Source organism: Janibacter sp. CX7 (assembly GCF_024362365.1).
Taxonomy (GTDB): Bacteria; Actinomycetota; Actinomycetes; order Actinomycetales; family Dermatophilaceae; genus Janibacter.
In genome coordinates this window covers 2711383-2737611 of the sequence record NZ_CP101464.1, presented here as the reverse complement: position 1 = coordinate 2737611, position 26229 = coordinate 2711383, and the positions used below count along the sequence as shown (strand labels likewise).

The window sequence follows — 26229 nt, the reverse complement described above, 5'->3', positions numbered from 1 at the left end:
TCAGCCCACCGTGTCGCCGTGCGCGGCGCGAAGGGAGGACAGCAGCGCCGTCGCCTGCCGCACCTCCGTCTCCGCCAGGCCGGGGGAGGAGAAGACCTGGGCGTTCAGGTCCTGCGTCGCGGACTCGACGAGGTTCGCCCCCTTCGCCGTGATCGAGGCCAGGACGACGCGACCGTCGTCGGGGCTCTGCCGGCGCTCGACCAGACCCTGCTTCTCGAGCCGGACCACGGCGCTCGTCACGCTCGTCGCGTGCACCTGCAGCAGCGACCCGAGCCGGCTCATCGGCATCTCGCGGCGCCGGCTGAAGGCGAGCAGCCGCAGGATCTCGAAGCGCGCGAAGGTCAGGTCGTGCGGTCGCAGCACCGCCTCGACCCGCTCGTGCACCAGCTGCTGCGCGCGGACCACCGAGGTGATCAGGGCCATGCCGTCCGCCGCGTCGGTCCACCCGTGCGTCACCCACTGGTCGTGGGCGGCGGCGATGGGGTCGCGATCGGTCATGGGCCCCGATCCTAGGCCGGTGAGGGGTGAGGGTGCCCTTTCATGGACTCGTTCCAGACGACATGGGAGGGTAGACAGGGCAAGCACATCCGCACGCATCGGAGGCCTCATGTACACCCTTCCCGATCTTCCCTACGACTACGGCGCCCTCGAGCCCGCCATGAGCGGCGAGATCCTCGAGCTGCACCACGACAAGCACCACGCGACCTATGTCAAGGGCGCCAACGACACCACCGAGAAGATCGCCGAGGCGCGCGACAAGGGTGACCTCTCCGGCATCGTCGGTCTCGAGAAGACCTTGGCCTTCAACGTCTCCGGTCACGTGCTGCACTCGATCTTCTGGGAGAACCTCTCCCCGGACGGGGGCGACAAGCCCGACGGCGCCCTCGGCACCGCGATCGACGAGCACTTCGGCTCCTTCGACAAGTTCCGCGCGCAGCTGACCGCCGCGACGCAGACGACGCAGGGCTCCGGCTGGGGCGTCCTCGCCTGGGAGCCGATCGGCAAGCGTCTCCTGGTCACGCAGGTCTACGACCACCACGGCAACGTCGCTGCCGGCATGACGCCGCTCCTGGCCTTCGACGCCTGGGAGCACGCGTACTACCTGCAGTACAAGAACGTGAAGCCGGACTACATCGAGAAGCTCTGGGACATCGTCAACTGGAACGACGTCTCCGCGCGCCTGGAGAAGGCCACCAAGGCCTGACCACCTCCGGCACTGTGCCCGGGTCCCGTCAGGGGCCCGGGCACAGCCATGTCCGGCCGCATGTCCTTGAGGTCGTGCGAAGGGGAGGCCCCGCACCTCACGCGGTGACGGCCCAGCCGATCGAGACGAGCAGCAGGCCCAGGGCGAGGTTGAGCCCGAGGTCGGTCAGCGCGTGGCGGGTCCGGCCGGTCCGCAGGGCGCTCGCCACCTCGACCGCGTGCGTGGCGAAGGTCGTGTAGGCGCCGCAGAAGCCGACGCCGACGAGCGGGAGCAGCCACCCCGGCGAGGCGCCCGAGGCATGGCCCGCGACGAGACCGAGGAGCAGCGAGCCGGTCGCGTTGACGACGAGCACCGCCCCGGCGGTCGTCGCACCCGCTCCGCGCAGACGCTCGACGGCCAGGTGCCGGCACAGGACCCCGAGCGCGGCGCCGAGGGCGACGAGCAGGGCGGTCACAGCTCCTCCTCCGCGACGACCTCGTCGGCGGACGGGCTGCTGCCCCAGAGCCGGTCACCGGCGACCAGCCCGACGACGGCCGCCCCGACGCCGAGCACGAGCGTCGCGGCGACATAGCCGAGCAGCCCGCCGAGACCGTCGCCGCCGAGCGCGTGCGCGTCCAGGGCGAAGCTCGAGTAGGTGGTCCACCCGCCGAGCAGCCCGACGGTGAGGAAGGGGCGCGCCAGCGGGTGCTGTGGCCCCGCCGCGAGCCATGCGACGAGCAGTCCCATCGCGAGGCCACCCGTGACGTTGACGAGCAGGGTCGCCCAGTGCGCGCCGCCGGCGACCTCGCCGACGCCCCAGCGCCCGAGCGACCCGATGACGCCGCCCACCGCGACGGCGGCGACAGTGCTCCCCTTCGACGCTCCTGCATCGCCCCATGCGACGACGCCCTGGCTCATGCGCGGATCGACTCGAGGTGCTCCGCGATCCGGCCGATCGCCTCGGTGAGCACGTCCTCGTCGGGCAGCGTCACGAGCCGGAAGTGGTCGGTGTCGGGCCAGTTGAAGCCGGTGCCGTGGGTGACGAGGATCTTCTTGGCGCGCAGCAGGTCGATGACGAAGGCCTCGTCGTCCTCGATCGGGTAGACCTCGGGGTCGAGCCGCGGGAAGCAGTAGAGCGCCCCGCGCGGCTCGACACAGCTGACGCCGGGGATCTCGTTGAGCAGGCGCGAGGCGAGCTTGATCTGGTCGTGGTAGCGACCGCCGGGGACGATGAGCTCGTTGATCGACTGGTAGCCACCGAGCGCGGTCTGGATCGCGTGCTGCGCGGGGACATTGGCGCACATGCGCATGTTGGACAGGAGCGTCAGGCCCTCGAGGAAGTCGGCCGCCTCGTGCTTGGGCCCGGAGATCATCACCCAGCCGGCGCGGTAGCCGCAGACCCGGTAGGCCTTGGACAGCCCGGAGAAGGTCAGGCAGAGCACGTCGTCGCCGGCGTACTCGGCCGCGTGGTGGTGGACCGCGTCGTCGAAGACGATCTTCTCGTAGATCTCGTCGGCCATGACGACGAGGTCGTGGCGCCGGGCGATGTCGATGAGGCCGCGGACGATCTCGGGCGAATAGACCGCGCCGGTCGGGTTGTTGGGGTTGATGATGACGAGCGCCTGGGTGTGCTCGGTGATCTTCGACTCGATGTCGGCCAGGTCGGGGTTCCACCCGTTGTCCTCGTCGCACCGGTAGTGCACGGGGGTACCACCGGCGAGCGAGACCGCGCCGGTCCACAGCGGGTAGTCGGGCGCCGGGACGAGGATCTCGTTGCCGTCGTCGACGAAGGCCTGCAGCACCATCGAGATGAGCTCGGAGACGCCGTTGCCGATGTAGACGTCCTCGACGGTCGTGTCCTTGAGTCCGCGGGACTGGTAGTACTGCGCGACGGCGGTGCGCGCCGAGTAGATCCCCTTGCTGTCGACATAGCCCTGGGCGTCCGGCAGGTGCCGCGTCATGTCGGCGACGATCGCCTCCGGGGCCTCGAAGCCGAAGGGGGCGGTGTTGCCGATGTTGAGCTTGAGGATCTTGTGGCCCTCGGCCTCGAGGCGCTGGGCCTCGACGAGGATCGGGCCCCGCACGTCGTAGCGGACGTCCTTCAGCTTGCGGCTCTGGCGGATCTGGCGCATGGGCCGCAGTCTCTCAGGCTGGTGCGCGAGCGTGCGCGCCGTCTCGCCGCAGGGCTCGCCCACTACGCTCGAGCACATGACCGAGCCATCGCACACGGTGTGGGAGGACGAGGAGGAGGCCCGGGAGGCCGCCCTCCACGACGCCGGCCTCGATGAGGACGACGCCGAGGACGCCGCCGACGGCGATCCCGCGCCGACGACCGACAGCTGATCGACGAGCGACCACCCGCCGGTGGTCGCTCGCAGCCCCCCTTCGCCCGGGGGCTATGTGTCGAGCGCCTGCGCCACCGGGATGCTCGCGATCCCGGTGGCCTCGCCGACGGGCGCGTTGGTCAGCTGCCCCGCGTGCGTGCTGAGGCCGAGCGCGAGGCTGTGGTCCGCGAGCAGGGCCTGCCGCCAGCCCCGGTCGGCGAGCGCCGTGACGTAGGGCAGGGTCGCGTTGGTCAGGGCATAGGTCGAGGTGTTGGGCACGGCGCCGGGCATGTTGGCGACGCAGTAGAAGGTCGAGTCGTGGACCTGGAAGGTCGGGTCGTCGTGCGTCGTCGGCCGGCTGTCCTCGAAGCACCCGCCCTGGTCGATCGCGATGTCGACGAGCACCGAGCCGGGCTTCATCCGTGAGACGAGGTCGTTGCTCACGAGACGGGGGGCCGCAGCGCCCGGCACGAGCACCGCGCCGATGACGAGGTCGGCCTCCATGACCTGTCGCTCGACCGTCAGCCGCGACGACGCCAGCCCGTGCACGCGGTTGGCGTAGCGCCAGAAGGACATCCGCAGCTTGTCGAGATCGGTGTCGAGCAGGGTGACGTCGGCTCCCATGCCGAGGGCGATGTTCGCGGCGTTCTGCCCCGAGACGCCGGCGCCGATGATGACGACCTTGGCGTTGGCCACGCCGCCGACGCCACCCATGAGGACGCCGCGGCCACCCTGCGCCTTCATCAGGGCGTGCGCCCCGACCTGCGGCGCCAGGCAGCCGGCGACCTCGGACATCGGGTAGAGCAGGGGGAGCGCGCCGGACGGCAGCTGGACCGTCTCGTAGGCGATCGCCGTGACCTCGCGCTGCAGCAGCTCCTCGGTCAGCTCCGCGTTGGCCGCCAGGTGCAGATAGGTGAAGAGGACCTGCCCGGGCCGCATCCGCGGGTACTCCTCGGCGATCGGCTCCTTGACCTTGAGCACCATCTCCGCCGTGCCCCACACGTCGTCCGCCGAGTCGAGCACGGTTGCGCCGGCGGCCCGCATGTCGTCATCGGTGATCTGCGAGCCGGCCCCGGCGTCGCGCTCGACGACGACCTCGTGACCGCGCTCGACGAGCTCGTGGACGCCGACCGGGGTGAGCGCCACCCGGTACTCGCGGTTCTTGATCTCCTTGGGCACGCCGATCCTCATCCGCAGATCCTCCCGCCGCGACCTCCCCGTGGGCAAGAGGCGAAGGGGGGGGGGCTCTACCCCCTTCGTCCCGCGTCGCGACCTGCCGTCTCACCGTGTGGAGGTGTGACCATCGTCCCCGTCACAAAGCGAGCGGCCCGCGCGTCGTGTGCCCTAGGTTGCGGTCCAACCACATCCACCACCACCCCTCATCACAGGAGTGACGATGCGACTTGGCGTGCCCAAGGAGTCGAAGCGCGGCGAAACCCGCGTCGCGGCGACCCCGAAGACCGTGGAGCAGCTGATCAAGCTCGGATACGACGTCGTCGTCGAGGCCGGGGCCGGTGAGGCGTCCGCCTACCCGGACCAGGCCTACGTCGACGCCGGAGCGAGCCTCGAGAGTGCGGAGCAGGTGTGGGCCAGCGACATCGTCGCCAAGGTCAACGCCCCCACCGACGAGGAGGTTCCGCGGCTGCGCTCCGGGGCGATCCTCGCCTCGCTGCTGGCTCCGGCGCTCAACCCCGACAAGGTCGAGGCGCTGCGCGCGCAGGGCGTGACCGCCCTGGCGATGGACGCGGTGCCGCGTATCTCGCGAGCCCAGTCGCTCGATGTCCTGTCGTCGATGGCCAACATCGCCGGCTACCGCGCCGTCGTGGAGTCGGCGCACGAGTTCGGCGGTCTCTTCACCGGTCAGGTGACGGCCGCGGGCAAGGTGCCGCCGGCCAAGGTGCTCGTCTGCGGCGCCGGCGTGGCCGGTCTGGCCGCGATCGGTGCGGCCGGTTCGCTCGGTGCGATCGTGCGGGCCTTCGACGTGCGGCCCGAGGTGGCCGAGCAGGTCGAGTCGATGGGTGCGGAGTTCCTGCAGATCGACGTCGAGCAGGAGATCTCGTCCGACGGCTATGCCAAGGAGACCGGTGAGGACTTCAACCGCAAGGCCGCCGAGCTCTACGCCGAGCAGGCCAAGGACGTCGACATCATCATCACGACGGCCCTCATCCCGGGACGCCCCGCGCCGCGGCTGATCACGGAGGAGATGGTCGCATCGATGAAGCCCGGCTCGGTCATCGTCGACATGGCCGCCGGCTCCGGTGGCAATGTCGCCGGATCGGTCGCCGACGAGCGCGTCGTCACCGACAACGGTGTGCGGATCATCGGCTACACCGACCTCGCCGGCCGCCTGCCCACGCAGGCCAGCCAGCTCTACGGCACCAACATCGTCAACCTGCTCAAGCTGGTCACCCCGGACAAGGACGGCCAGCCGGTCCTCGACATGGAGGACACCGTCGTGCGCGGCATGACGGTCACCCAGGGCGAGGAGACCCTGTGGCCGCCGCCGCCCGTGCAGGTCTCGGCGGCGCAGTCCGCGCCGGCCGCCGCGACGCCGGCGCCCGAGCCGGAGCCGGAGAAGCCGCACGACCCGAACCGCAAGTTCTGGTACATCGGCGGTGCCGCGCTGCTCTTCCTCATCGCAGCCGCCTTCATGCCCGCGGCCTTCCTGTCGCACTTCATCGTCTTCGCGCTGGCCGTGGTCATCGGCTTCTACGTCATCGGCAACGTGCACCACGCGCTGCACACGCCGCTGATGTCGGTGACCAATGCGATCTCCGGGATCATCGTCGTCGGCGCCCTCCTGCAGGTGACCTCGCCCGACATCGCGATCCAGGTCATCGCCGCAGCTGCCATCTTCTTCGCCAGCATCAACGTCTTCGGTGGCTTCACCGTGACGAACCGGATGCTCAACATGTTCCGGAAGGGCTGAGTCGTGCTGTCCACCGTCGTCACCGCCGCCTACATCGTCGCGGCGCTCCTCTTCATCCTTTCCCTCGCCGGCCTGAGCAAGCACGAGTCGGCCAAGCACGGCAACTGGTTCGGCATGGCCGGCATGGCCATCGCCCTGCTCGCCACGGTCGCCCTCGTCATCGACGGGGTCTACGGCGACGGCGAGGCCACCGACGCCGGCAAGTGGGGCCTGGGCGTCCTCGTCGTCACCATGGCCCTGGGTGGCCTCATCGGCATCCGCATCGCCCGCCGGGTCGAGATGACCGGCATGCCGGAGCTCATCGCGATGATGCACTCCTTCGTCGGTCTGGCCGCCGTGCTCGTCGGCTACAACACCTTCCTCGCCTCGCACGGTGACAGCCCGGAGGCGGTCGCCGAGCACAAGCGGCTCGAGGCGATCGACATGGTCGGCATCCACAACGGCGAGGTCTTCATCGGTGTCTTCATCGGTGCCGTGACCTTCACCGGCTCGATCGTCGCCTACCTCAAGCTCAGCGCGAAGATGAAGTCCTCGCCGCTCGTGCTGCCCGCGCGCCACTGGCTCAACCTGCTGGCCGTGCTCGTCTCGGTCGGGCTGTGCGTCTGGTTCGTCATCTCCCCGTCGATCCTGCCGCTGGCGATCATGACGGTCATCGCGCTGCTCTTCGGCTGGCACCTCGTGGCCTCCATCGGCGGCGGCGACATGCCGGTCGTCGTGTCGATGCTCAACAGCTACTCGGGCTGGGCCGCGGCCGCGGCGGGCTTCATGCTCTCCAACGACCTGCTCATCGTCACCGGTGCGCTCGTCGGCTCCTCGGGTGCCTTCCTGTCCTACATCATGTGCAAGGCGATGAACCGCTCCTTCGTCTCCGTCATCGCCGGTGGTTTCGGCTCCGACGGCCAGGTGACGGGCGAGGACAAGGACTACGGCGAGCACCGCGAGATCCAGGCGGAGCAGGTCGCCGAGCTGCTCTCCGAGGCCTCCTCGGTCGTCATCGCCCCGGGCTACGGCATGGCCGTGGCGCAGGCGCAGTACCCCGTCGCGGACCTCACCGCACAGCTGCGGGCGAAGGGGGTTGACGTCCGCTTCGGCATCCACCCCGTCGCCGGTCGCCTCCCCGGTCACATGAACGTCCTGCTGGCCGAGGCCAAGGTGCCCTACGACGTCGTGCTCGAGATGGACGAGATCAACGACGACTTCCCGGAGACGGATGTCGTCCTGGTCATCGGTGCCAACGACACGGTCAACCCCGCCGCCGCCGAGGACCCCAGCAGCCCCATCGCGGGCATGCCGGTCCTCGAGGTGTGGAACGCCAAGGACGTCATCGTCTTCAAGCGCTCCATGGCCACCGGCTACGCCGGCGTGCAGAACCCGCTCTTCTTCCGGGACAACACGCAGATGCTCTTCGGCGACGCCAAGGACAAGGTCGGCGAGATCCTCAAGGCCCTCTGAGCCACCAGCCGACCGCAGCGAAGGGCGGCGCTCACCCGATGGGGTGGGCGCCGCCCTTCGTCATGCCTGCCCGCTCCCGCCCAGCTCCCGACTCTGCAAGACCCTAGGGTTTTGCAGAGATGGATAGTGGCCCATGGACAATAGTGTGCGACACACACTATGGTGTGACGCATGGACGAAGAACTGCTCGCAGGGCACCTGCAGGAGCTGAGGCGGGGGACCGTCGTGCTCGCCGCCCTCGCCACCCTCGAGGAACCGCGCTACGGCTATGCGCTGCTCGAGACGCTCGACGCCGCGGGCTTCGCGGTGGACGGCAACACGCTCTACCCGCTCCTGCGGCGCCTCGAGAAGCAGGGCCTGCTGACGAGCGAGTGGAACACCGACGAGGCCAGGCCGCGGAAGTTCTACCGCACGAGCCCGGCCGGCGCCGACCTGCGCGCCCACCTGATGACCGAATGGCGATCCCTCGACTCGGCGATCGCCGCACTGGACGGAGACCAGTCATGAGTGGCACGAGCCTGACCGACCGATATGTGTGGACCGTGACCCGCCAGCTCCCGCCGGAGACCGGGCCGGACATCGCCCGCGAGCTGCGCGGCACGATCGAGGAGACGGTCGAAGGGAGGGTCGCCGCCGGTGAGGAGCCGGTCGCCGCCGAACGCGAGACCATCGTCGGGCTCGGCGACCCGGACGTCCTCGCCCGTGAGTACGGCGGGCGGCCCAACCACCTCGTCGGTCCGGCCTTCTTCCCCGCGTGGGTGCGCCTGGTCAAGGTGCTCCTGGCCATCCTCGTCCCGCTGTCGCTCGTGGGCTCGATCGTCGGGCACGCCGTGGGCAGCGACGCGGGCTTCGGCGAGATCGTGGGGGAGGGGGTGGCGCTCGCCTTCCAGGTGGCGGTGCACGTCGTCTTCTGGACCACGCTCGTCTTCGCGGTCGCCGAGCGCTACGGCAGCCCGGGTGAGCAGCAGGGCCTCGTCGGCACGTGGAACCCGGACGAGCTCGCCGACCCGGCCGACCGTGCGCGTCGGGCCAGCATGGCGGAGATGCTCTTCGAGGTCGTCTCGACCCTCGTCGTCATCGGTCTGTGCCTGTGGCAGTGGGGAGGAGTCGGCGAGCACGCGGTGCAGGTCCTCGACCCGACGCTGGGTCTGGGCTGGCAGGCGGTCATCATCGGCTTCCTCGCCGTCGACGTGCTCGTGACCGTGGCGGCGTGGGCGCGCGGCGGCTGGTCCACGCCGCTCGCGGTCGTGAGCCTGGTGAGCGCGGTCGTCTCGGGGGTGGTGCTCGTCTGGCTGCTGCTCACCGACCGGCTCCTCACCGACCTGCCCGCGGAGTTCCACGCGACCTTCGGGTGGAGCGACGACTGGAGCATCTCGCTGCCGGCCGTGGCCGTCGGCATCGCCGTCATCTGCGGCTGGGAGGCCGTCACCGCCCTGCGCCGCCTGCGCGGCACCGACCCCGCCTGATCCCGGGCGCCGCTGAACCCGGCTCCGAACTGTGCAGAACCCTAGGGTTTTGCACAGTTCGGAGCCCCGTAACTCTGCAGGACCCTAGGGTTTTGCAGAGTTACGGGGGCGAAGGGGGAGGGTCAGTAGGCGTCGGGGTCGTACGGCGGCAGCTCGCCGGTGTCGGCGTCGTGGTCGCGCCGGACGAGGTCGCGGCTGCGGTAGATCGACGCTCCGTGGGAGATGACCGGTGGGTCCTCGTAGCCGTCCGTCGGCGGGCCACCGACGTAGACGCCGTCGACGACGCCGAGGCGGGTGGCGAAGTCCTGCGAGGTCTCCCAGGCCTGCTCGTCGTCGGCGGACCCCCCTTCGTCCTCGTCGTCGAGGGGGCCCATGCCGAAGACCACGGAGCAGATCGCCCGGTAGTTGTCGTCGGGGTCGGGGACGAACTCGATGCTCGAGAGGGCCTGGTCCTGGCCGGCGCTCTCGAGGACGAAGGTGCCGTAGCCGAGGATGCGCCCGAGGACGGAGCGCTCGTAGGCCATGTCGGTGACCTTCTTCAGGGGCATCATCGAGACCTTGTGGTTGATCCACCCCTCGAAGAGGACGATCCGCTTCGTCGTCGCCACGACCCGGGTGTGGCGCCACTCGATCCACTTCCAGGCGGCCCAGCCGACGACGGCGAACCAGATCCACCACGCGTAGCCGAGGATGCCGGCATTGGCGTCGCTCACCGACACGTCGAGCCAGACGACGAGCGCGAGGACGGCGAGCGCGATGCCGAAGGGCTTGGCGAGCACGATCCGGTGGTGGCGGATCTCCGCGACCGGGGTCTCGCCGGGGAGGAGGTATTTGCGCAGCCCCCGGTGGGCCACGCGGGTGACCTCCGGTGCCATGGTTACCTGGCGATCAGCGAGTCGAAGAAGCGGCCGATGTTGCGCACGCCGTTGGCGACGACGTCCCAGGCGGAGCCGACGATGTTGGCTGCCTCGTTGGGCGAGGTGAGGATCGCGTAGAGCAGGAAGATCGTGAGCAGCCAGAGGACGATCTTCTTGATCGGCGGCGTGTTCATGGTCGTACTCCTGCGTCGTCTGCGGGCAGCGGGTGGCCCGGGTCGGGCGTGGAACCCGCCCAGTGTTGCAGATGTGACGGGTGTGACGGGTCAGACCACGCCGTAGAGCCGGTCACCGGCGTCGCCGAGACCAGGGACGATGTAGCCCTGCTCGTTGAGCCGCTCGTCGATCGCCCCGGTCACGAGGGTCACCGGCACGTCGAGGTCGGCCAGCTCGCGCTCGACCGCCGCGATGCCCTCGGGGGCGGCGAGCAGCGTGACGGCCGTGATGTCGTCGGCGCCGCGGTCGACGAGGTACTGGATCGACATCGCGAGGGTGCCGCCCGTGGCGAGCATCGGGTCGATGACGTAGCACTGACGGCCCGACAGGTCGTCGGGCAGGCGGTTGGCATAGGTGACCGCCTCGAGGGTCTCCTCGTTGCGCAGCATGCCGAGGAAGCCCACCTCGGCGGTCGGCAGCAGCCGCACCATGCCCTCGAGCATGCCCAGGCCGGCGCGCAGGATCGGCACGACGAGCGGCTTGGGCGTCGACAGCTTGATGCCCGTCGTCGCGCTCACCGGCGTCTCGATCTCGAAGGGCTCGGTGCGCACCTCACGCGTCGCCTCGTAGGCGAGCAGGGTGACCAGCTCGTCGGCGAGCCGACGGAAGGTCGGGCTGTCGGTGCCCTTGTGCCGCAGGTAGGTCAGCTTGTGGGCGATGAGCGGGTGGTCCGCGACGATGACGCGCATGGTGCCGAAACTACCGTGCGCGAGACTGTCCCCGTGAGTCCTGACCCCACCCGTCCGCAGCGCCTCGTCGAGGAGGCGTGGATGGACCGTGCCCTCGAGCTGGCCCGCGAGGCGGCGGCCGACGGCGACATCCCGGTCGGTGCCGTCGTCGTCGACGCCTCCGGCGTGATCATCGGCGAGGGTCGCAACACGCGGGAGCGGGACGGGGACCCGACCGGTCATGCGGAGGTCGTCGCGCTGCGCGCCGCGGCCGAGACGAAGGGGGAGTGGCGCCTGACTGGGTGCACCCTCGTCGTCACCCTCGAGCCGTGCCCGATGTGCGCCGGTGCCGTCGTCGCCAGTCGCGTCCCACGGGTGGTCCTCGGGGCATGGGACTCCAAGATGGGCGCCTGCGGGTCGGTGTGGGACGTCGTGCGCGACCGCCGGTCCGTCCACCGGGCCGAGGTCGTCGGCGGGGTGCGCGAAGGGGAGGCCGCGCACCTGCTCCTGGACTTCTTCGGCGGTCGCCGCGCCGATGTCGACCCGGCCTGAGGATCCCTTCGTCCTCGGGGTGCCGGATGGTCGGCTCCGGCGACGATTTCGGGCCCGCCCGCTCACCTTGTATTGTGCTCCGCGGTGGCGTGTCCGAGCGGCCTAAGGAGAACGCCTCGAAAGCGTTTGTCGGTTGACGCCGACCGTGGGTTCAAATCCCACCGCCACCGCCAGCTGATCGAAGGTCCCGTCCGGTACGCCCGGGCGGGACCTTCGTGCGTCCGCCCCAAGCATCCGCCCCCGGCGGGCGCGCCCCCGACCGGCGCCGTCCTCGAGCGTCTGGTTCCATGGATCCCATGCGCCACCCCCTTCGAGCCCTCGCCCCCCTCGCCGTCGCCGTGGCGGTCCTGCCCCTCGCTGGCTGCGACTCGTGGAGCGCGAAGTGCGACACCGACAACACGTGCAAGATCTCGATCCAGGGCAACGACTTCTACGACTTCCCGAAGTCCTACACCTCGGGCAAGGACCTGAAGCACCACGACCGCATCCGCCTCGTCTCGGCGAAGCAGGGCGGTGAGGCGGTCATCCAGGCCGGTGGCGCCGACAACCGTTGCACTCAGGGCGAGAGCTTCCAGGTCTCCGACACGACCATCACCTGCGACTCCGTCGGCGATGACAAGGTCGAGCTGACGTCGACCCGCCCCTGACGGGCGCGGACGAAGGGGGACCCGGTGGCCGATCCGCCCGGGCGGATCAGCAGGTGGTGACCTTGTCCTCCGCCACGAGCCGGGTGAATTCCGGGCCGACGACGACGTCGACGGTGCGCCGCTGACGACTGTCCTTGATCCGCTGGAAGCTGCCGGTGTGCCGCAGCACGAGCTGGGCATCGGCGAAGCTGCCGGTGCCGTAGCGCAGCTCCCCGCGGCCGGTGACGGTGCGCTTCTTCGGGTCGTTGGCCACGGTCTTGACGACGAAGCCGCGGTCCTTGAGCTGCGCGGCGACCCGGGCGGCGAGTCCGTCGCGGTTGGTCGCGTTGTAGACGTTGACCTGCACCTGCTGCGGTGAGCTGGTGCACGCCGGCCGTGCCGGCACCGACGCGTTCGTCGAGCCCGCACCCTGGTCGGCCCGGATGTAGGACATCGCGTACCAGAGCGCGAAGAAGAGCAGCAGGAGGACGACGAGCACGGTGACGACCGCTCGGCGGCGACGCGACCGCGCCCCGCTGCCGCTCCCGTAGTAGGCGTCCTCGCTCACCGCAGGTCCTCAGTCCGCGATCTCGAGCACCCGGGCGTGCAGGGTCGAGCGCTGCTGGAGCGCGGCGCGAAGGGCGCGGTGCAGGCCGTCCTCGAGGTAGTGGCGGCCGCGCCAGAGCACGACGTGCGGGAAGAGGTCGCCGTAGAAGGTCGAGTCGTCGGCGAGCAGGTCGTGGAGGTTGAGCGCGCTCTTCGTCGTCGTCAGCTGCTCCAGGCGGACCGCGCGCGGCGGGACGTCGGCCCAGTCGCGGGGGCTCTTGCGCCCGTGGGCGGGGTAGGGGCGGGTGTCACCGACGGACTGGAAGATCACCCGGCCACGATAAGAGCGAGGGCTGCGGGCGGTCGCACTAGGCTCGGGCTTGTGACCGACTCTTCACTCCTGGACACCATCCGCGCCGGCTATGCCTTCGAGACGCCGGCGGTCGAGCTCGGCGCCACCGTCGTCGACGGCCAACCCCACCCCGATGCCCCCGTGCGGGTGCCGCTCGCGAGCCTGACCAAGCACGGTCTCGTCGCCGGCGCGACGGGTACCGGCAAGACCAAGAGCCTGCAGGTGATGGCCGAGCAGCTGTCCGCGCAGGGTGTCCCCGTCTTCCTGGCGGACATCAAGGGTGACCTCTCGGGCATCGCCACCCCGGGCGAAGGGGGCGAGAAGCTCACCGCGCGCACTGCCTCTGTCGGTCAGGACTGGCAAGCCGCGGGCTACCCGACGGAGTTCCTCACCCTCGGTGGCCAGGGCACGGGGGTGCCGATCCGCACGACGATCACGAGCTTCGGTCCAACCCTGCTGAGCAAGGTCCTGGGCCTCAACGCGACCCAGGAGTCGAGCCTGGGGCTGATCTTCCACTTCGCCGACAAGCAGGGTCTGGCGCTGCTCGACCTCAAGGACCTGCGTGCGGTGATCCAGCACCTGCTCTCCGACGAGGGCAAGGCCGAGCTCAAGGCCCTCGGCGGGCTCTCGAGCGCGACGGCCGGCGTGATCCTGCGTCAGCTGATCGCCTTCGAGGACCAGGGCGCCGACGTCTTCTTCGGTGAGCCGGAGTTCGACACCGCTGACCTGATGCGGGTGGCCGGCGACGGCCGCGGCGTCGTCACCTGCCTCGAGCTGCCCGCTGTCCAGCAGCGACCGCAGCTCTTCTCGACCTTCCTCATGTGGCTGCTCGCCGACCTCTTCCACGACCTGCCCGAGGTCGGTGACGCCGACAAGCCGAAGCTCGTCTTCTTCTTCGACGAGGCGCACCTGCTCTTCGACGAGGCGAGCAAGCCCTTCCAGGACGCCATCGAGCAGACCGTCCGCCTCATCCGGTCGAAGGGGGTCGGCGTCTTCTTCGTGACGCAGAGCCCCAAGGACGTGCCGGCCGACGTGCTCGCCCAGCTCGGCAACCGCGTCCAGCACCAGCTGCGAGCCTTCACCCCCGAGGACGCCAAGGCGATCAAGGCGGCGGTCAAGACCTATCCGCACACCGACTACGACCTCGAGGAGCTGCTCACCCAGCTCGGCACCGGCGAGGCCGTCGTCACGGTCCTCGGCGACAAGGGCACGCCGACCCCGGTGGCGCACACGATGATGCGCGCGCCCCAGTCGCTCATGGCGCCCTCGGCGCCCGAGCTGCTCGAGCAGACCACCACCGCGTCGCCCCTCGCCCCGAAGTACTCCGAGGCCCTCGATCGCGAGTCCGCCTACGAAAAGCTCTCGGCGCGGCTCGAGGCCGCCCCGGCGCCCGGGGAGGACGAGGCGAAGGGGGAGGCCCCGCCGGCCCCGTCGAAGGCACCGAAGGCCCCCCGGCAGCCCAAGGAGGAGGAGGGCATGGTCGAGAAGGTCGTGGGCAGCTCCGCCTTCAAGTCCGCGCTGCGCTCGGCCGGCACGGTCATCGGCCGCGAGATCACCCGCTCGATCTTCGGCACCAGCCGCCGCCGTCGCTGACCGGTCACGGCGCGTCGCGCGGCAGTTCGTCTCCGGACTGACGAGAAATCAACGATCTGCCGGGGGCGCGACCCCCAACTGCAGGACGACGCGCGGTCGTCAGCCGACGGGCGGGCCGACCGCCAGCGCGACCGCGGTGAGGACCGCGACGGCCACGACGAGGGCGAGCGCAGCGAGACCCGGTCGGCGCAGCGCGCCGGAGACGACACCCTCGACGGGGGTGGTGGCGGCCCCCTTCGTCCGCAGTCGCCACGCATCGCCGAGCTGACCGTCACGCAGGAGCCAGCGCTCCGCCCACAGCGTCACCAGGGGCGGGATCGCGCAGGCGAGCGCGATGACGCCGCGCTTGGCGCCCCAGCGCTGGTCGATCCACACCACGATCGTGACGATGACGTAGGCGATGAAGACGATGCCGTGGAGCATGCCCCCGATCCGCACGCCGAGCTCGGTCGTCTTGGTGACGTACTTGAGGAACATGCCGATGAGCAGCAGGGTCCACGTCACCGCCTCGGCGGTCGCGACGGTCGTGAAGAGGCGGCGGGGAGAGGGCAACGACATGGCACCCATCGTCGCTGACGGGTGACGAAGGGGTGAAATCCGCCCGATTTCGAGGTAGCCGACTGCTCAGGTAATCTCTCCCGCGGAGGATTCGCATAGTGGCCTAGTGCGCGCGCTTGGAAAGCGCGTTGAGTGAAAGCTCTCAGGGGTTCGAATCCCCTATCCTCCGCCAGAGCGAAGCCCCGGTCGTCACGACCGGGGCTTCTGCGTTGCCACGGGTGAAACCCCCGACTTTGGTCCGGGGCCCGGGCCACGTAGACTCGGCGATCGGCACCCCGTGTGGTGGTACCTCTCCGAACTCCCCCAGGGCAGGAATGCAGCAAGGGTAGGAGAGCTCTTCCAGGTACGCGGGGTGTCCTTTTTTGTGCCCTCACGACGCTGACATGGCGCGGTGGATCGCAGATGTGCGATCGCTTTCGACTGGCGGGCCGCCCAGATCCCCCTAGGTTGGTGACCAAGCGATCGCCGCGGCGATCGACCCTCACGTCAGGAGGCAGACCATGGACAACAACTGGATCTGGATCATCATCGGGATCCTGCTCGTGCTCCTCGTCATCGGGCTGGTCATCGCCCTCACCCGGGGTTCGAAGGCCAAGCGCCTCGAGCGGGAGCGTGCCGAGGCCGAGCAGCTGCGCCAGGAGGCTGCGGAGCGCGAGCAGCGCCACCGCGAGAGCCAGGCCGCCGCCCGGGCCAGCGACGCAGATGCCCGAGCAGCGCAGGCCGAGGCCGACCGGCAGTCCGCCGAGGCGGAGCGTCAGGCGGCCGAGGCGGAGAAGCAGCGCATCGAGGCCGAGCAGAAGCAGCAGCACGCCGCGACGCGGGCCGAGGCTGCCCAGCGCGACCAGCAGGCCTACGACGAGAAGGTGCGCGAGGCCGACGCCAAGGACCCCGACGTCCCCACCGACGATGAGGGCCGTCGCGTGGACGACGACCGTCGTGGTCCCGGTGCCGGGGCCGCCGCCGGTGGTGGTGCCGCAGTCGGAGCCGGTGGCCTCGCCGCTGGTGCTGCGGCGACCCACGACGACCGTGGCGCCGACCCGCGTGTCGCCGACCAGGGCGCGGACCAGCGTGTGACCGACCAGCGGGTTGCCGACGAGCGCGGTGTGGACCAGCCGGTCGGCGGCCAGGACGGATTCGTCGACGACAACCGTGACGGCTACCGCGACGGCGTCATCGAGTCCGAGGACCCCTACGCGGAGGACTCGTACACGGCCGGCACTGCGGGCGCCACGGGCCGGACTCCCGACGACGCTGCCACCGCTGGCGCGACGCCGGTCGCCGAGCCGGCCCAGCCCGGCCGCCTCGACCAGCCGGGTGCAGCAGGCGCCCAGCAGCCGGGTGCGGCAGGCGCCGTCGGTGAGCCCGGCGCAGCCGGCCGCCACGCCGGTGTGGACGAGCCGCTCCCGCCGGCCGGTACCCAGCCGGTCGACGAGCCGGTCGGCCGTCACGCGGGCGCCGAGCCCGTCGCCGACGACACCCGCCTCGGCGGCGAGCCCGCCGGCTCGGACATCGACGACCCGGCCCGCGGCTGGGAGTCCTCGGACCCGAGCCGCCCGGACACCGTTCCCGCCGAGGGTGGTGTCGCGCCCACCGGCGCGACAGCAGAGCCCGTCGACCGGGTCGGCGCGGACGCACCGCGTCAGGACGGCTTCGGTTCCGACGCTCCGCGTCAGGACGGTCTGCGTCAGGACGGTCTGGGTGCGGAGGCGCCCCGTCAGGACGGCTTCGGTGCGGAGACGCCCCGTCAGGCGCCGCCTGCCCCGGGTGCCGACCCGACGGCGCAGGGGAACCCCCCTTCGTCCACCGCTGTGCCGCCGGCCGACGCCCGCCCGGGCGCCGACGTGCCGCCGGCCGACGCGGGTCGGGGCGACGTGCCCCCGCCGGCGGCGCCGCCGCTCGACGAGGACCCCGCCCGTGACCGACTCGCACCGGAGGAGCGGCCCCAGCCCGAGCAGAGCAAGGGCTTCTTCGACAAGGTGCGCGATAAGGTCGACGAAGTGCGCGACGACCGTCGCCGCAGCTGACCACCGGCTGGGCCCGCCATCCACCACGGATGGCGGGCCCTCGCCACGCCCCGACCGAGAGGACCCTCGTGAAGATCGCCATCATCCTCGGCAGCACCCGCCCCGGACGCTTCGGCGCCCAGGTCGCCGACTGGGTCGTCGCCCAGGTCGCCGACCGTGACGACGCCGAGTACGAGTTGGTCGACCTCGCGGACTACGACCTCGACCTGCTCAACGAGCCGACCGTCCCCGGGGCCGCCAAGCGGCAGTACGACAACCCCAAGACCCGCCGGTGGGGCGCGAAGATCGACGAGTTCGACGCCTACGTCTTCGTCACGCCCGAGTACAACCACGGCGTCCCCGCGGCGCTGAAGAATGCCTTCGACGTGCTCTACCCCGAGTGGGTCCACAAGGCCGCGGCCCTGGTCTCCTACGGCGCCGACGGCGGCGTGCGGGCCGTCGAGCACTGGCGCACGATCCTCGCCAACCCGCAGATGCACGTCGTGCGCGGCCAGGTCTCCTTCTCGACCATGCTCGAGGTGACGAAGGGGGAGGACGGCGACGTCTTCGCCCCCGCCGAGCGCCGGGCCAAGGAGCTGGGCAATGTCCTCAAGCAGCTGACGCGGCTTGCGGAGGCGACCGCCTCCCTTCGTCCCTGACGCGTCGTCACCACGTCGTCGGCCGGCGTCGACGGGCCGATCCACAGCGGCCTCCCCACGGGGGAGGCCGCTGTCGTCGTCCGCACGTAGGCTCGTGCCCGTGAGCACCGCCCTGTACCGCCGCTACCGCCCCGAGAGCTTCGCCGACGTCATCGGGCAGGAGCACGTGACCGAGCCGCTCATGCAGGCGCTGCGCTCCGGCCGGGTCAACCACGCCTACCTCTTCTCCGGGCCGCGCGGCTGCGGCAAGACGACGAGCGCGCGCATCCTCGCGCGGTGCCTCAACTGCGAGCAGGGGCCCACGCCTACCCCGTGCGGCGAGTGCGACTCGTGCGTGGCGCTGGCCCGCGGTGGTCCCGGCACGGTCGACGTCATCGAGATCGACGCCGCCAGTCACGGTGGTGTCGACGACGCCCGCGACCTGCGGGAGCGGGCCTCCTTCGGGCCGGCGCAGAGCCGCTTCAAGATCTACATCATCGACGAGGCGCACATGGTGACGCCGCAGGGCTTCAACGCCCTGCTCAAGATCGTCGAGGAGCCGCCCGAGCACGTGAAGTTCGTCTTCGCGACGACCGAACCCGAAAAGGTCATCGGCACGATCCGCTCGCGCACCCACCACTACCCCTTCCGGCTCGTGCCGCCGGCCCGCCTGCAGGACTACATGCAGCAGCTCTGCGATGCCGAGGGCGTGCAGGTCGAGCCGGGGGTCCTCTCCTTCGTCGTCCGCGCCGGTGGCGGATCGGTGCGTGACTCGCTGTCCGTGCTCGACCAGCTCATCGCCGGCAGCGACGACCGAGGGCTGACCTACGAGCGGGCCGCCGCGCTGCTCGGCTTCACCGACGGCGAGCTGCTCGACAGCGCCGTGACCGCCTTCGGCGCGGGGGACGCCGGTGGCGTCTTCAAGGTCATCGACTCGGTCATCGAGACGGGCCTCGACCCGCGGCGCTTCGTCGAGGACCTGCTCGAGCGGTTCCGCGACCTCATCGTCGTGTCCGCGGCGCCCGACGGCGCGGCGGCGATCCTGCGTGGTCTGCCGGGTGACCAGATCGACCGGATGCGCCAGCAGGCGTCGGTCTTCGGTCCCGCGTCCCTGTCGCGTGCCGCCGACATCATCAACGCCGGCCTCACCGAGATGACGGGGGCCACCTCGCCCCGCGTGCAGCTCGAGATCATCGCCGCGCGCGTGCTGCTGCCCGCCGCGGCCGGCGAGTCGGGCTACGGCGCTCGCCTGGACCGCATCGAGCGGCGTCTCGAGGTCGGGGGAGTGCCGACCGGTGGCGGTCCCGCGGCGGATACGTCGGGTGGGCACACGGACGCGGCTGCACCCTCCACCCCGTCGCCTGCAGCGCCTGCTGCGTCGGTCCAGCCTGCGCCAGTTGCGTCGGTCCCGTCCGCGCCCGCGGTGCCCGTGCCCGCCCACGAGGGCCCGACCCAGGGGCCGACTTCCGAGCCCGTTGCGGCTCGTTCGCCCCAGCCCGACCCGTCCGCGCCGGCGCAGTCCGCGTCCACCCCCGGTGGGCAGGCGGAGCCGCAGACCCCGGCAGCGCCGTCCGAGCCGTCCGCACCGCAGCCGTCGGCAGTGCAGCCCGAGCCGGCCGCGCAGCCCACGGCGCCGCAGCCGACGGCGCCGCAGCCGTCGGCACCCGAGGCGTCGCCCGCGGCTGGGGCTGCGGGAGGCGCAGCGGCGCCCCCTTCGTCCTCCGGGGGGATCGATGTCGAGGCGCTGCGGCGCAGCTGGCCCGACGTCCTCGGTCGGATCTACCAGATGCGGCGGGCGACGTGGACCTTCCTGTCCGAGCACGCGCAGGTGCTCACCTATGACGGGCAGCGACTCGTGCTGGGCATCGCGACGGTCGGCCTGGCCAATGCCTTCCGCAACGGCTCGCACGCCGAGGTCGTGCGGCAGGCGCTCATCGACACGATCGGCGTCGACGCCCGCGTCGAGGGCGTGCCCCACGACTCCGGCAGCGCGCCGCAGCGCGGCGGCGGGGCGCAGGCGACGATGCCGGCGTCCTCCGGCGCCTCCGCGGGTGGTGCCCCCGCGCCCGCCGCTGACCCGGCACCCGGGCCGGCGGCACCGGCGGCCGACATCGGCGTGGCCGCGCCCAGCAATGGCCCTGCCGGGGCCGACTGGGGCAGCCAGGCGGCGGCCTCGGCCGCACCGGCGTGGGCCACGGCGCCCGCCCCCGACCCCGTCGAGCCGGAGCCGGAGCCGCGTGAGCCCGACGACTCGTCCGTGAGCGACGACGACGAGGACATCGTCGAGGCGGGCACGGCCGGCCCTGCGGTCATCGAGCGCATCCTCGGCGGCACCGTCATCCGCGAGGAGTAGACAGCGGCGCACCGCCCTCGGTGTCCCGCGCTGTCCCTCGCGGGGCGTAGGGTCGAGGGGTGTACGAAGGCGTGGTCCAGGACCTGATCGACGAGCTCGGGCGACTCCCCGGGGTCGGCCCCAAGAGTGCCCAGCGCATCGCCTTCCACCTGCTGCAGGCCGACCCGCAGGACGTGCAGCGACTCGTCCAGACCCTCAGCGAGGTCAAGGACAAGGTCGCCTTCTGCGAGACCTGCGGCAACGTCGCCGAGGGCACTCAGTGCCGGATCTGCGCCGACCCGCGCCGCGACGCCAGCGCTATCTGCGTCGTCGAGGAGCCCAAGGACGTCGTCGCGATCGAGCGGACCCGCGAGTTCCGTGGTCGCTACCACGTCCTCGGCGGGGCGATCAGCCCGATGGACGGCGTCGGCCCCGACGACCTGCGCTTCACCGAGCTCATGTCCCGTCTGTCCGACGGGACCGTGCGCGAGGTCATCATCGCCACCGACCCCAACCTCGAGGGTGAGGCCACGGCCTCCTACACGGCGCGCCTGCTCACCCCCTTCGACATCCGGGTCACCCGCCTCGCCTCCGGCCTGCCGGTCGGCGGCGATCTCGAGTACGCCGACGAGGTCACGCTGGGGCGTGCCTTCGAGGGGAGGAAGCTGCTCAATGCCTGACGACACCACGCTCCTGGCCGACGAGTGCGCCGCCGAGGCGCGAGCCTGGCTCGGGACGCTCGCCGACATCGCCTCCGGTGCCGCACCCGAGAGCGCCATCCCGCTGCTGCTGCTCACGACGAGCCAGGTCCAGCTCGTGGGTGCCCGCCTCGGGGCGATCGCCGACGTCGTCCTCGAGGAGCGCTTCGAGCGTGACCCCGGGCCCGACACCGAGATGGACCCGCTGCGCGCCGGTCTGGCCCAGCTGCTCGACGGGGTCGACGAGTACGCCGACGTCGTCGACCCGGTCACCTCGACCGAGACGGCGGGCGGGTCCCTGAGCAACGACCTCGCCGTCGTGGCCGCTGCGCTCGCCCACGGGTTGGCCCACCACGACGCGGGTCGTCCGGTCGAGGCCCTGTGGTGGTGGCAGTACAGCTATCTCGCCGACTGGGGCGACCGCGCGGCCATGGCCGTGCGAGTCCTGCAGACCCTGCTCGCGCACCTGCGCCTGGACGCCGACGCCGACGTGGTCGGCGAGGCGGAGTTCGACGCCCTGCACTCCTGACCGCGCGGGGTGCCGCCGTGGCCCCGTCGCCGAGGCGGCGCCGAGGCACGGCGCTCAGGCCACGCGCGTCCCGCTCGGCAGGCGCCGGATCGGGGTGCGCACCCGCCGGATCGCGATGGCCGTCGCGCCCGCCGCGGCGAGCACGTAGATCGCCAGACCCACCGGCCACGCCGGGAACTCGTCGGCCACCCGGGCCTCGCCGTCCGTCGTCGAGTCGCCGTCGAGGTAGCACTCGTCGCGCACCTCGGGCGGTCCGGCCTTGGCCAGGCGGGTGCCGTAGGAGATCCAGCGCAGCGGGGTGAAGCCGCTCGCCGAGTCGTCGCCCAGGTCGTGCGGCGCCGCGTCGGCGACGATGACGAAGGGGTTGACCCCGAGCAGCCACCACGTGCGCTCGGTGTGGACCACGTGGCGCAGCTCGGTGTAGTCCTCGCACCGGGGCGGGCCGGTCGGGGCCGAGACGTCGTAGCGCTGCCCGTGGATCCGCGCCGGCTCCTGGTCGCTGACGAAGGGGGTGGACATCGCGAAGAGGATGAGCGTGAGGAAGCTCAGCCCGGCGACGGTGAGATAGGTGAGCACCGCCGAGCCGACGGGGCGGGCGACGAGGGTGGAGTACATCAGGCCGAGGGCGCAGACCGTCAGCAGGATGATGCCGAGGACGAGGAGCACCCGGGCCGCGCCGAGCAGGCCGACGCCGCCCTGGAAGAGTGCGAGGACGAGGAAGGGTGCCGCGAGGGCGAGGAAGGTCGCCGCCATCACGAGCGAGGCGAGCAGCTTGCCGAGGATGATGTCCGTGGCCGTCAGGAGGGTGGTCTGCAGCGTCGCGAGGACGCCGGCATCCCGGTCGCCGTTGACCGACGTGGCGGTCAGCGCCGGCATGATCAGCAGGCTGAGCCCGAGCACGAAGAAGAGGACGACGTCGAAGGTGATCGACCCGACGGCCGTCTCGGAGTCGGCGAGCGCGAGCCAGGTGAGCATGGCGATGCCCGCGATGCAGGCGAACCACAGGACGAAGGCGATGTACCACCGGGCGCCGCGGAATCGCTGCATGAGCTCGAGCCGAGCGACGGTGAGGACTCCCGAGATGGTCACTGGCGGTCCTCCGTCACAGCGAGGTAGGCGGCTTCGAGGGATCCCTGGGCCGGGGCGAAGGCCGTGACCGGCACGTTGGCCGTGACGAGGGCGCGCAGCAGGTCGGTCGCGGCGATCTCGTCGGCCAGGGTCACCTCGAGGGCGCGGTTGGCCCGGGTGGGCCGGTGGCCGAGGTCGAGCAGCGCCCGCTCGAGGACCTCGAGGCTGCCCGCCGTGATGCGATAGGTCAGCACGCCTGCGGGCGCCGCGATGCCCTGGCTCTGGATGCTGCGGCCGCCGGCGACGATGACGGCGTTGTCGGCGATCTCCTGCAGCTCGGTGAGGATGTGGCTGCTCACGAGGACCGTGCGCCCCTGCGCGGCCAGGTCACGCATGATGTCGCGCAGCTCGATGCGGGAGCGGGGGTCGAGCCCGGAGGCGGGCTCGTCGAGCACGAGCACGCTCGGGTCGTGGATGAGGGCCCGGGCCAGGCCCAGACGCTGCTTCTGCCCGCGGCTGAGCACCCGGGCCGGCCGTTCGGCGAGGTCGTCGAGGTGGACCAGCCGCAGGAGCGAGGCGATGCGCTCCCGGGCGGTGCCGGCGGGGATGCGGTAGGCCGAGGCGACGATCTCGAGCACCTCGCGGACCCGCAGCGTGTCCCACGTGCCGAAGCCGTCGGGCATCCAGCCCAGCGCCCGGCGCACCTCGGTGGGCTGCGTCACCGGGTCGAAGCCGTCGACCCGGATCGAGCCGCGGTCGGGCACGAGCAGGCTCGCGAGCATGAGCATGAGCGTCGTCTTGCCGGAGCCGTTGGGCCCGATGAGCGCCGTCACCTCACCGGGGCGGGCGACGAGCGAGATGTGGTCGACGGCGAGGACCGGGCCGAAGGCACGTCGGGCGTGCTCGACGACGATCCCCTGTGTGGTCATGGCCACAACCTAGTGTGCGCACCGGTCTGCGGCGTGGACTCGACTCGGGTGAGGGCGTCGGGGTCGTTATCCTCGGGGGGTCGTGCCGGTCCGCCCCCGGGCCGGACCCGCGAGATCCCCACGGAGTTCTCTTGAGCCTGGTTGTCCAGAAGTACGGCGGTTCGTCGCTCGCTGATGCCGAGAGCATCAAGCGCGTCGCCCACCGCATCGTCGAGACGAAGAAGGCGGGCAACGACGTGTGCGTCGTCGTCTCCGCCATGGGTGACACGACCGACGAGCTGCTCGATCTTGCCGAGGAGGTCAGCCCCGTCCCGCCGCCGCGCGAGATGGACATGCTGCTGACCGCCGGTGAGCGCATCTCGATGGCGCTGGTCGCCATGGCGATCGCCGACCTCGGGCACAGCGTGCGCTCCTTCACCGGCAGCCAGGCGGGTGTCATCACCGACACCTCCCACGGCAAGGCGAAGATCATCGACGTCACCCCGGGCCGCATCACCGAGGCCCTCGGCGACAAGCACATCGTCATCGTTGCCGGGTTCCAGGGCGTCAGCCAGGGGACCAAGGAGATCACCACCCTCGGTCGCGGCGGCTCCGACACGACGGCGGTCGCCCTGGCCGCCGCGCTCGAGGCCGACGTGTGCGAGATCTACACCGATGTCGACGGCATCTTCACCGCCGACCCGCGCATCGTGCCCAAGGCCCACAAGATCGACCGCATCTCGCACGACGAGATGCTCGAGATGGCCGCCAGCGGTGCCAAGGTGCTGCACCTGCGGTGCGTCGAGTACGCGCGCCGCTCCAACATGCCCATCCACGTGCGTTCGTCCTTCTCCTCGAAGGAGGGCACGTGGGTCCTGCCCCCCGACGCCGAAGGAGCCGAGGACATGGAAGAACCGATCATCGCGGGTGTTGCCCACGACCGCAGCGAGGCCAAGATCACCGTCGTCGGCGTGCCCGACGAGCCGGGTCGCGCGGGCCAGATCTTCACCACGGTCGCCGAGGCCCAGGTCAACATCGACATGATCGTGCAGAACGTCTCGGAGGCCGACACCGGCCGCACCGACATCTCCTTCACGCTGCCGATGACCGACGGCCAGAGCGCCGTCCAGGCGCTCATGGGGACCAAGGACGAGGTGGGCTTCTCCTCGATCCAGTACGACGACCAGATCGGCAAGCTCTCGCTCGTCGGTGCCGGCATGCGGACCAACCCCGGTGTCTCCGCGACCTTCTTCCGGGCGCTCGCCGACGCGGGGATCAACATCGAGATGATCTCCACCTCCGAGATCCGCATCTCGGTCGTCACCCGCGCCGACCAGCTCGACGACGCGCTCGCGGCGCTGCACACCGCCTTCGGCCTCGACTCCGAGGACGGCGAAGCGATCGTCTACGGGGGCACCGGCCGGTGACCCCGCTCCCGTCGCCGTCCACCGGGCCCACGCTGGCCCTGGTGGGGGCGACGGGACGCTTCGCGGAGGCCCTCGCCTCCGCCCTCGCCCTGCGGGCCGACCCGTGGGGCGAGATCCGTCTCCTCGCGCCGGGCGTGAGCACGCGGACATTGAGCATCCGCGGGCAGGAGCAGACCATCGAGTCCCTGCACGAGGACTCCTTCGAGGGCGTGGACGTCGCCCTCTTCAACCTCGCGCCCGAGATCACCCCCGAGTGGGCGGCGCGAGCCGTTGCGGCCGGGGCCGTGGTCGTCGACGCGAGCGCGGCCTTCCGCTCCGACCCCGAGGTCCCGCTCGTCGTGCCGGGCATCAACACCCAGCTCGTCGCCGAGCGCCCCAAGGGCATCGTCGCCCTGCCGGGCCCGGTCACCTGGGGTCTGATCGACGCCGCCCACGTCCTGCACCAGGGCTGGGAGCTGCAGCACCTCGTCGTCACCGGCCTCATCGCGGCGGTCTCGAAGTCCGACCGCGGCGTCGCCCGCCTGCGCGAGGAGCTGCACACGGTCGCCGGCGAGCCGACGATCGGTCAGCACCCCGGCGACGTGCGGGCGGCCGTCTCCGACCTGCCGGTCGGCTCGCCCTTCCCGGCGCCGCTGGCGCTCAACGTCATCCCCTGGGTCGGCCAGCCCGGCGAAGGGGGATTCACCTCCGCCGAGCTGGCCGTGGGCGACGAGGTGCGCAAGATCCTCGGCCTCGCCGAGTCGGTCCCGGTCGTCGCGACCCTCGTCCAGGTGCCGGTCGTGCTCGCGCACTCCATGGCCCTGCACGCCCGGTGTGCGCGGCCGGTGGCGATCGACAAGGTGCGCGCGGCCTGCGTCGCGGCCCCGTCGCTGGTCCACCTCGACGAGGAGACGGGGGAGGTGCCGACCCCGGTGGACAGCGTCGGCATCGACCCGCGCTTCGTCGGTCGGATCCGGCAGCCGAAGGGGGCCGGTCACCACGTCGACATGTTCGTCAGTGCCGACACCACCCGGCGCGGTGCCTCCGCGATGCTCAGCGTCGCCGAGCTCGTCGCCGCGCAGATCTCCGGCTGACGCCGACGGTCACCGCGCTGGCCGCACCGCAGCGGACCTCCACCCACCGCACGTCGTCGCCGACTGGTGACCCGCACGCAACCCTGCTGTCACCCCGGGCGTCAACCATGGTGAGGGCCGACGACGGCCGCTGCGGGTCCCCCTTCGGTCTCGGTCGGAGAACGATCCGCAGCTGTGACTTGTGTGACTGGTGGGGTCAAAGTGAAAGATGTC

At 71.3% G+C, this 26229-nt stretch carries 29 protein-coding genes, 2 tRNA genes and 1 other RNA gene; 19 read left to right on the top strand and 13 right to left on the bottom strand.

Features of this window, described 5'->3' with window-relative positions:
- Positions 1 to 498 carry a MarR family winged helix-turn-helix transcriptional regulator gene (locus NMQ01_RS13500; RefSeq protein WP_255184430.1) on the bottom strand — a complete coding sequence of 166 codons (498 nt, stop codon included), beginning with the start codon at positions 496 to 498 and terminating at the stop codon, positions 1 to 3.
- A 109-nt stretch (positions 499 to 607) separates the two neighbouring features.
- Here NMQ01_RS13500 and NMQ01_RS13495 point away from each other — a divergent pair, with 109 nt between their 5' ends.
- The gene (locus tag NMQ01_RS13495; RefSeq protein WP_255184429.1) at positions 608 to 1204 is read left to right on the top strand and encodes a superoxide dismutase; all 597 of its coding nucleotides are present in this window, start codon (positions 608 to 610) and stop codon (positions 1202 to 1204) included.
- Between the two features lie 97 nt (positions 1205 to 1301).
- Here the strand turns inward: NMQ01_RS13495 and NMQ01_RS13490 are convergent, their stop codons facing one another.
- From NMQ01_RS13490 to NMQ01_RS13480, 3 genes are read right to left on the bottom strand one after another with little or no spacing between them, the layout of a single operon-like run.
- On the bottom strand, positions 1302 to 1658 hold the full coding sequence (locus NMQ01_RS13490) for a CrcB family protein (protein WP_255184428.1): 357 nt from the start codon (positions 1656 to 1658) through the stop codon (positions 1302 to 1304).
- Complete coding sequence (locus NMQ01_RS13485; RefSeq protein WP_255184427.1) at positions 1655 to 2101, bottom strand: CrcB family protein; 447 nt, start codon at positions 2099 to 2101, stop codon at positions 1655 to 1657. Before NMQ01_RS13485 ends, NMQ01_RS13490 begins: the two co-directional genes overlap by 4 nt.
- A complete protein-coding gene (locus tag NMQ01_RS13480) occupies positions 2098 to 3315 on the bottom strand; it encodes a pyridoxal phosphate-dependent aminotransferase (protein WP_255184426.1) in 1218 nt (405 codons plus the stop codon). The genes NMQ01_RS13485 and NMQ01_RS13480 overlap by 4 nt, the downstream gene beginning before the upstream one ends.
- A gap of 76 nt (positions 3316 to 3391) precedes the next feature.
- On the opposite strand from NMQ01_RS13480, the gene NMQ01_RS13475 reads away from it, so the two are divergent.
- Positions 3392 to 3526, top strand: coding sequence for a hypothetical protein (locus NMQ01_RS13475; RefSeq protein ID WP_255184425.1), 135 nt, complete (start codon positions 3392 to 3394; stop codon positions 3524 to 3526).
- A gap of 53 nt (positions 3527 to 3579) precedes the next feature.
- Here NMQ01_RS13475 and ald read toward each other — a convergent pair whose 3' ends face one another.
- On the bottom strand, positions 3580 to 4698 hold the full coding sequence (gene ald / locus NMQ01_RS13470) for an alanine dehydrogenase (protein WP_255184424.1): 1119 nt from the start codon (positions 4696 to 4698) through the stop codon (positions 3580 to 3582).
- A 205-nt stretch (positions 4699 to 4903) separates the two neighbouring features.
- Between ald and NMQ01_RS13465 the strand changes: the two genes are divergently transcribed.
- The 4 genes from NMQ01_RS13465 to NMQ01_RS13450 all read left to right on the top strand — a co-directional run bounded on the left by NMQ01_RS13465 (position 4904) and on the right by NMQ01_RS13450 (position 9354).
- Positions 4904 to 6436 (top strand): Re/Si-specific NAD(P)(+) transhydrogenase subunit alpha, encoded by a 1533-nt coding sequence (locus tag NMQ01_RS13465; RefSeq protein ID WP_255184423.1) that lies wholly within the window; start codon positions 4904 to 4906, stop codon positions 6434 to 6436.
- A gap of 3 nt (positions 6437 to 6439) precedes the next feature.
- Complete coding sequence (gene pntB / locus NMQ01_RS13460) at positions 6440 to 7888, top strand: Re/Si-specific NAD(P)(+) transhydrogenase subunit beta (RefSeq protein WP_255184422.1); 1449 nt, start codon at positions 6440 to 6442, stop codon at positions 7886 to 7888.
- Between the two features lie 171 nt (positions 7889 to 8059).
- Positions 8060 to 8395 carry a PadR family transcriptional regulator gene (locus NMQ01_RS13455; protein ID WP_255184421.1) on the top strand — a complete coding sequence of 112 codons (336 nt, stop codon included), beginning with the start codon at positions 8060 to 8062 and terminating at the stop codon, positions 8393 to 8395.
- On the top strand, positions 8392 to 9354 hold the full coding sequence (locus NMQ01_RS13450; RefSeq protein WP_255184420.1) for a permease prefix domain 1-containing protein: 963 nt from the start codon (positions 8392 to 8394) through the stop codon (positions 9352 to 9354). The genes NMQ01_RS13455 and NMQ01_RS13450 overlap by 4 nt, the downstream gene beginning before the upstream one ends.
- A gap of 122 nt (positions 9355 to 9476) precedes the next feature.
- Here NMQ01_RS13450 and NMQ01_RS13445 read toward each other — a convergent pair whose 3' ends face one another.
- The 3 genes from NMQ01_RS13445 to upp form a co-directional block, all read right to left on the bottom strand.
- Entirely contained in the window at positions 9477 to 10229 is a 753-nt protein-coding gene (locus NMQ01_RS13445) for a PH domain-containing protein (RefSeq protein ID WP_255184419.1), read from the bottom strand.
- A 2-nt stretch (positions 10230 to 10231) separates the two neighbouring features.
- The gene (locus NMQ01_RS13440) at positions 10232 to 10405 is read right to left on the bottom strand and encodes a hypothetical protein (protein WP_255184418.1); all 174 of its coding nucleotides are present in this window, start codon (positions 10403 to 10405) and stop codon (positions 10232 to 10234) included.
- A gap of 90 nt (positions 10406 to 10495) precedes the next feature.
- Positions 10496 to 11134 carry a uracil phosphoribosyltransferase gene (gene upp, locus NMQ01_RS13435; RefSeq protein ID WP_255184417.1) on the bottom strand — a complete coding sequence of 213 codons (639 nt, stop codon included), beginning with the start codon at positions 11132 to 11134 and terminating at the stop codon, positions 10496 to 10498.
- Between the two features lie 81 nt (positions 11135 to 11215).
- Between upp and NMQ01_RS13430 the strand changes: the two genes are divergently transcribed.
- From NMQ01_RS13430 to NMQ01_RS13420, 3 genes are all read left to right on the top strand, one after another.
- Positions 11216 to 11665 carry a nucleoside deaminase gene (locus NMQ01_RS13430; protein ID WP_255186381.1) on the top strand — a complete coding sequence of 150 codons (450 nt, stop codon included), beginning with the start codon at positions 11216 to 11218 and terminating at the stop codon, positions 11663 to 11665.
- A gap of 83 nt (positions 11666 to 11748) precedes the next feature.
- Positions 11749 to 11838, top strand: a tRNA-Ser gene (locus NMQ01_RS13425).
- A 114-nt stretch (positions 11839 to 11952) separates the two neighbouring features.
- Entirely contained in the window at positions 11953 to 12312 is a 360-nt protein-coding gene (locus NMQ01_RS13420) for a hypothetical protein (RefSeq protein WP_255184416.1), read from the top strand.
- Between the two features lie 46 nt (positions 12313 to 12358).
- Here the strand turns inward: NMQ01_RS13420 and NMQ01_RS13415 are convergent, their stop codons facing one another.
- The gene (locus NMQ01_RS13415) at positions 12359 to 12859 is read right to left on the bottom strand and encodes a LytR C-terminal domain-containing protein (protein ID WP_255184415.1); all 501 of its coding nucleotides are present in this window, start codon (positions 12857 to 12859) and stop codon (positions 12359 to 12361) included.
- Between the two features lie 9 nt (positions 12860 to 12868).
- Positions 12869 to 13168, bottom strand: a complete 300-nt coding sequence (locus tag NMQ01_RS13410; protein WP_255184414.1) for a type II toxin-antitoxin system VapB family antitoxin — start codon at positions 13166 to 13168, stop codon at positions 12869 to 12871.
- 51 nt (positions 13169 to 13219) lie between these two features.
- Here NMQ01_RS13410 and NMQ01_RS13405 point away from each other — a divergent pair, with 51 nt between their 5' ends.
- Positions 13220 to 14782, top strand: a complete 1563-nt coding sequence (locus NMQ01_RS13405; RefSeq protein WP_255184413.1) for a helicase HerA-like domain-containing protein — start codon at positions 13220 to 13222, stop codon at positions 14780 to 14782.
- Between the two features lie 99 nt (positions 14783 to 14881).
- Here NMQ01_RS13405 and NMQ01_RS13400 read toward each other — a convergent pair whose 3' ends face one another.
- Positions 14882 to 15340, bottom strand: a complete 459-nt coding sequence (locus NMQ01_RS13400; protein ID WP_255184412.1) for a DUF3817 domain-containing protein — start codon at positions 15338 to 15340, stop codon at positions 14882 to 14884.
- Positions 15341 to 15424: 84 nt separating this feature from the next.
- On the opposite strand from NMQ01_RS13400, the gene NMQ01_RS13395 reads away from it, so the two are divergent.
- The 7 genes from NMQ01_RS13395 to NMQ01_RS13365 all read left to right on the top strand — a co-directional run bounded on the left by NMQ01_RS13395 (position 15425) and on the right by NMQ01_RS13365 (position 21540).
- Positions 15425 to 15512 (top strand) — tRNA-Ser (locus NMQ01_RS13395).
- 94 nt (positions 15513 to 15606) lie between these two features.
- Positions 15607 to 15703, top strand: an RNA gene (gene ffs, locus NMQ01_RS13390) — signal recognition particle sRNA small type.
- Between the two features lie 137 nt (positions 15704 to 15840).
- On the top strand, positions 15841 to 17364 hold the full coding sequence (locus tag NMQ01_RS13385; RefSeq protein ID WP_255184411.1) for a hypothetical protein: 1524 nt from the start codon (positions 15841 to 15843) through the stop codon (positions 17362 to 17364).
- 68 nt (positions 17365 to 17432) lie between these two features.
- On the top strand, positions 17433 to 18002 hold the full coding sequence (locus NMQ01_RS13380) for an NADPH-dependent FMN reductase (protein WP_255184410.1): 570 nt from the start codon (positions 17433 to 17435) through the stop codon (positions 18000 to 18002).
- Between the two features lie 100 nt (positions 18003 to 18102).
- A complete protein-coding gene (locus NMQ01_RS13375) occupies positions 18103 to 20334 on the top strand; it encodes a DNA polymerase III subunit gamma and tau (RefSeq protein WP_255184409.1) in 2232 nt (743 codons plus the stop codon).
- Between the two features lie 59 nt (positions 20335 to 20393).
- A complete protein-coding gene (recR, locus tag NMQ01_RS13370; RefSeq protein ID WP_255184408.1) occupies positions 20394 to 20993 on the top strand; it encodes a recombination mediator RecR in 600 nt (199 codons plus the stop codon).
- The gene (locus tag NMQ01_RS13365; protein ID WP_255184407.1) at positions 20986 to 21540 is read left to right on the top strand and encodes a DUF5063 domain-containing protein; all 555 of its coding nucleotides are present in this window, start codon (positions 20986 to 20988) and stop codon (positions 21538 to 21540) included. Before recR ends, NMQ01_RS13365 begins: the two co-directional genes overlap by 8 nt.
- 54 nt (positions 21541 to 21594) lie before the next feature.
- Here the strand turns inward: NMQ01_RS13365 and NMQ01_RS13360 are convergent, their stop codons facing one another.
- Both NMQ01_RS13360 and NMQ01_RS13355 read right to left on the bottom strand, forming a co-directional pair.
- The gene (locus NMQ01_RS13360) at positions 21595 to 22629 is read right to left on the bottom strand and encodes an ABC transporter permease (RefSeq protein WP_255184406.1); all 1035 of its coding nucleotides are present in this window, start codon (positions 22627 to 22629) and stop codon (positions 21595 to 21597) included.
- Entirely contained in the window at positions 22626 to 23537 is a 912-nt protein-coding gene (locus NMQ01_RS13355) for an ABC transporter ATP-binding protein (protein ID WP_255184405.1), read from the bottom strand. Before NMQ01_RS13355 ends, NMQ01_RS13360 begins: the two co-directional genes overlap by 4 nt.
- Positions 23538 to 23668: 131 nt before the next feature.
- Here NMQ01_RS13355 and NMQ01_RS13350 point away from each other — a divergent pair, with 131 nt between their 5' ends.
- Together NMQ01_RS13350 and NMQ01_RS13345 are read left to right on the top strand one after the other, a co-directional pair.
- The gene (locus NMQ01_RS13350; RefSeq protein ID WP_255184404.1) at positions 23669 to 24943 is read left to right on the top strand and encodes an aspartate kinase; all 1275 of its coding nucleotides are present in this window, start codon (positions 23669 to 23671) and stop codon (positions 24941 to 24943) included.
- Positions 24944 to 24984: 41 nt separating this feature from the next.
- The gene (locus NMQ01_RS13345; RefSeq protein ID WP_255184403.1) at positions 24985 to 26016 is read left to right on the top strand and encodes an Asd/ArgC dimerization domain-containing protein; all 1032 of its coding nucleotides are present in this window, start codon (positions 24985 to 24987) and stop codon (positions 26014 to 26016) included.
- Positions 26017 to 26229: the final 213 nt, after the last annotated feature.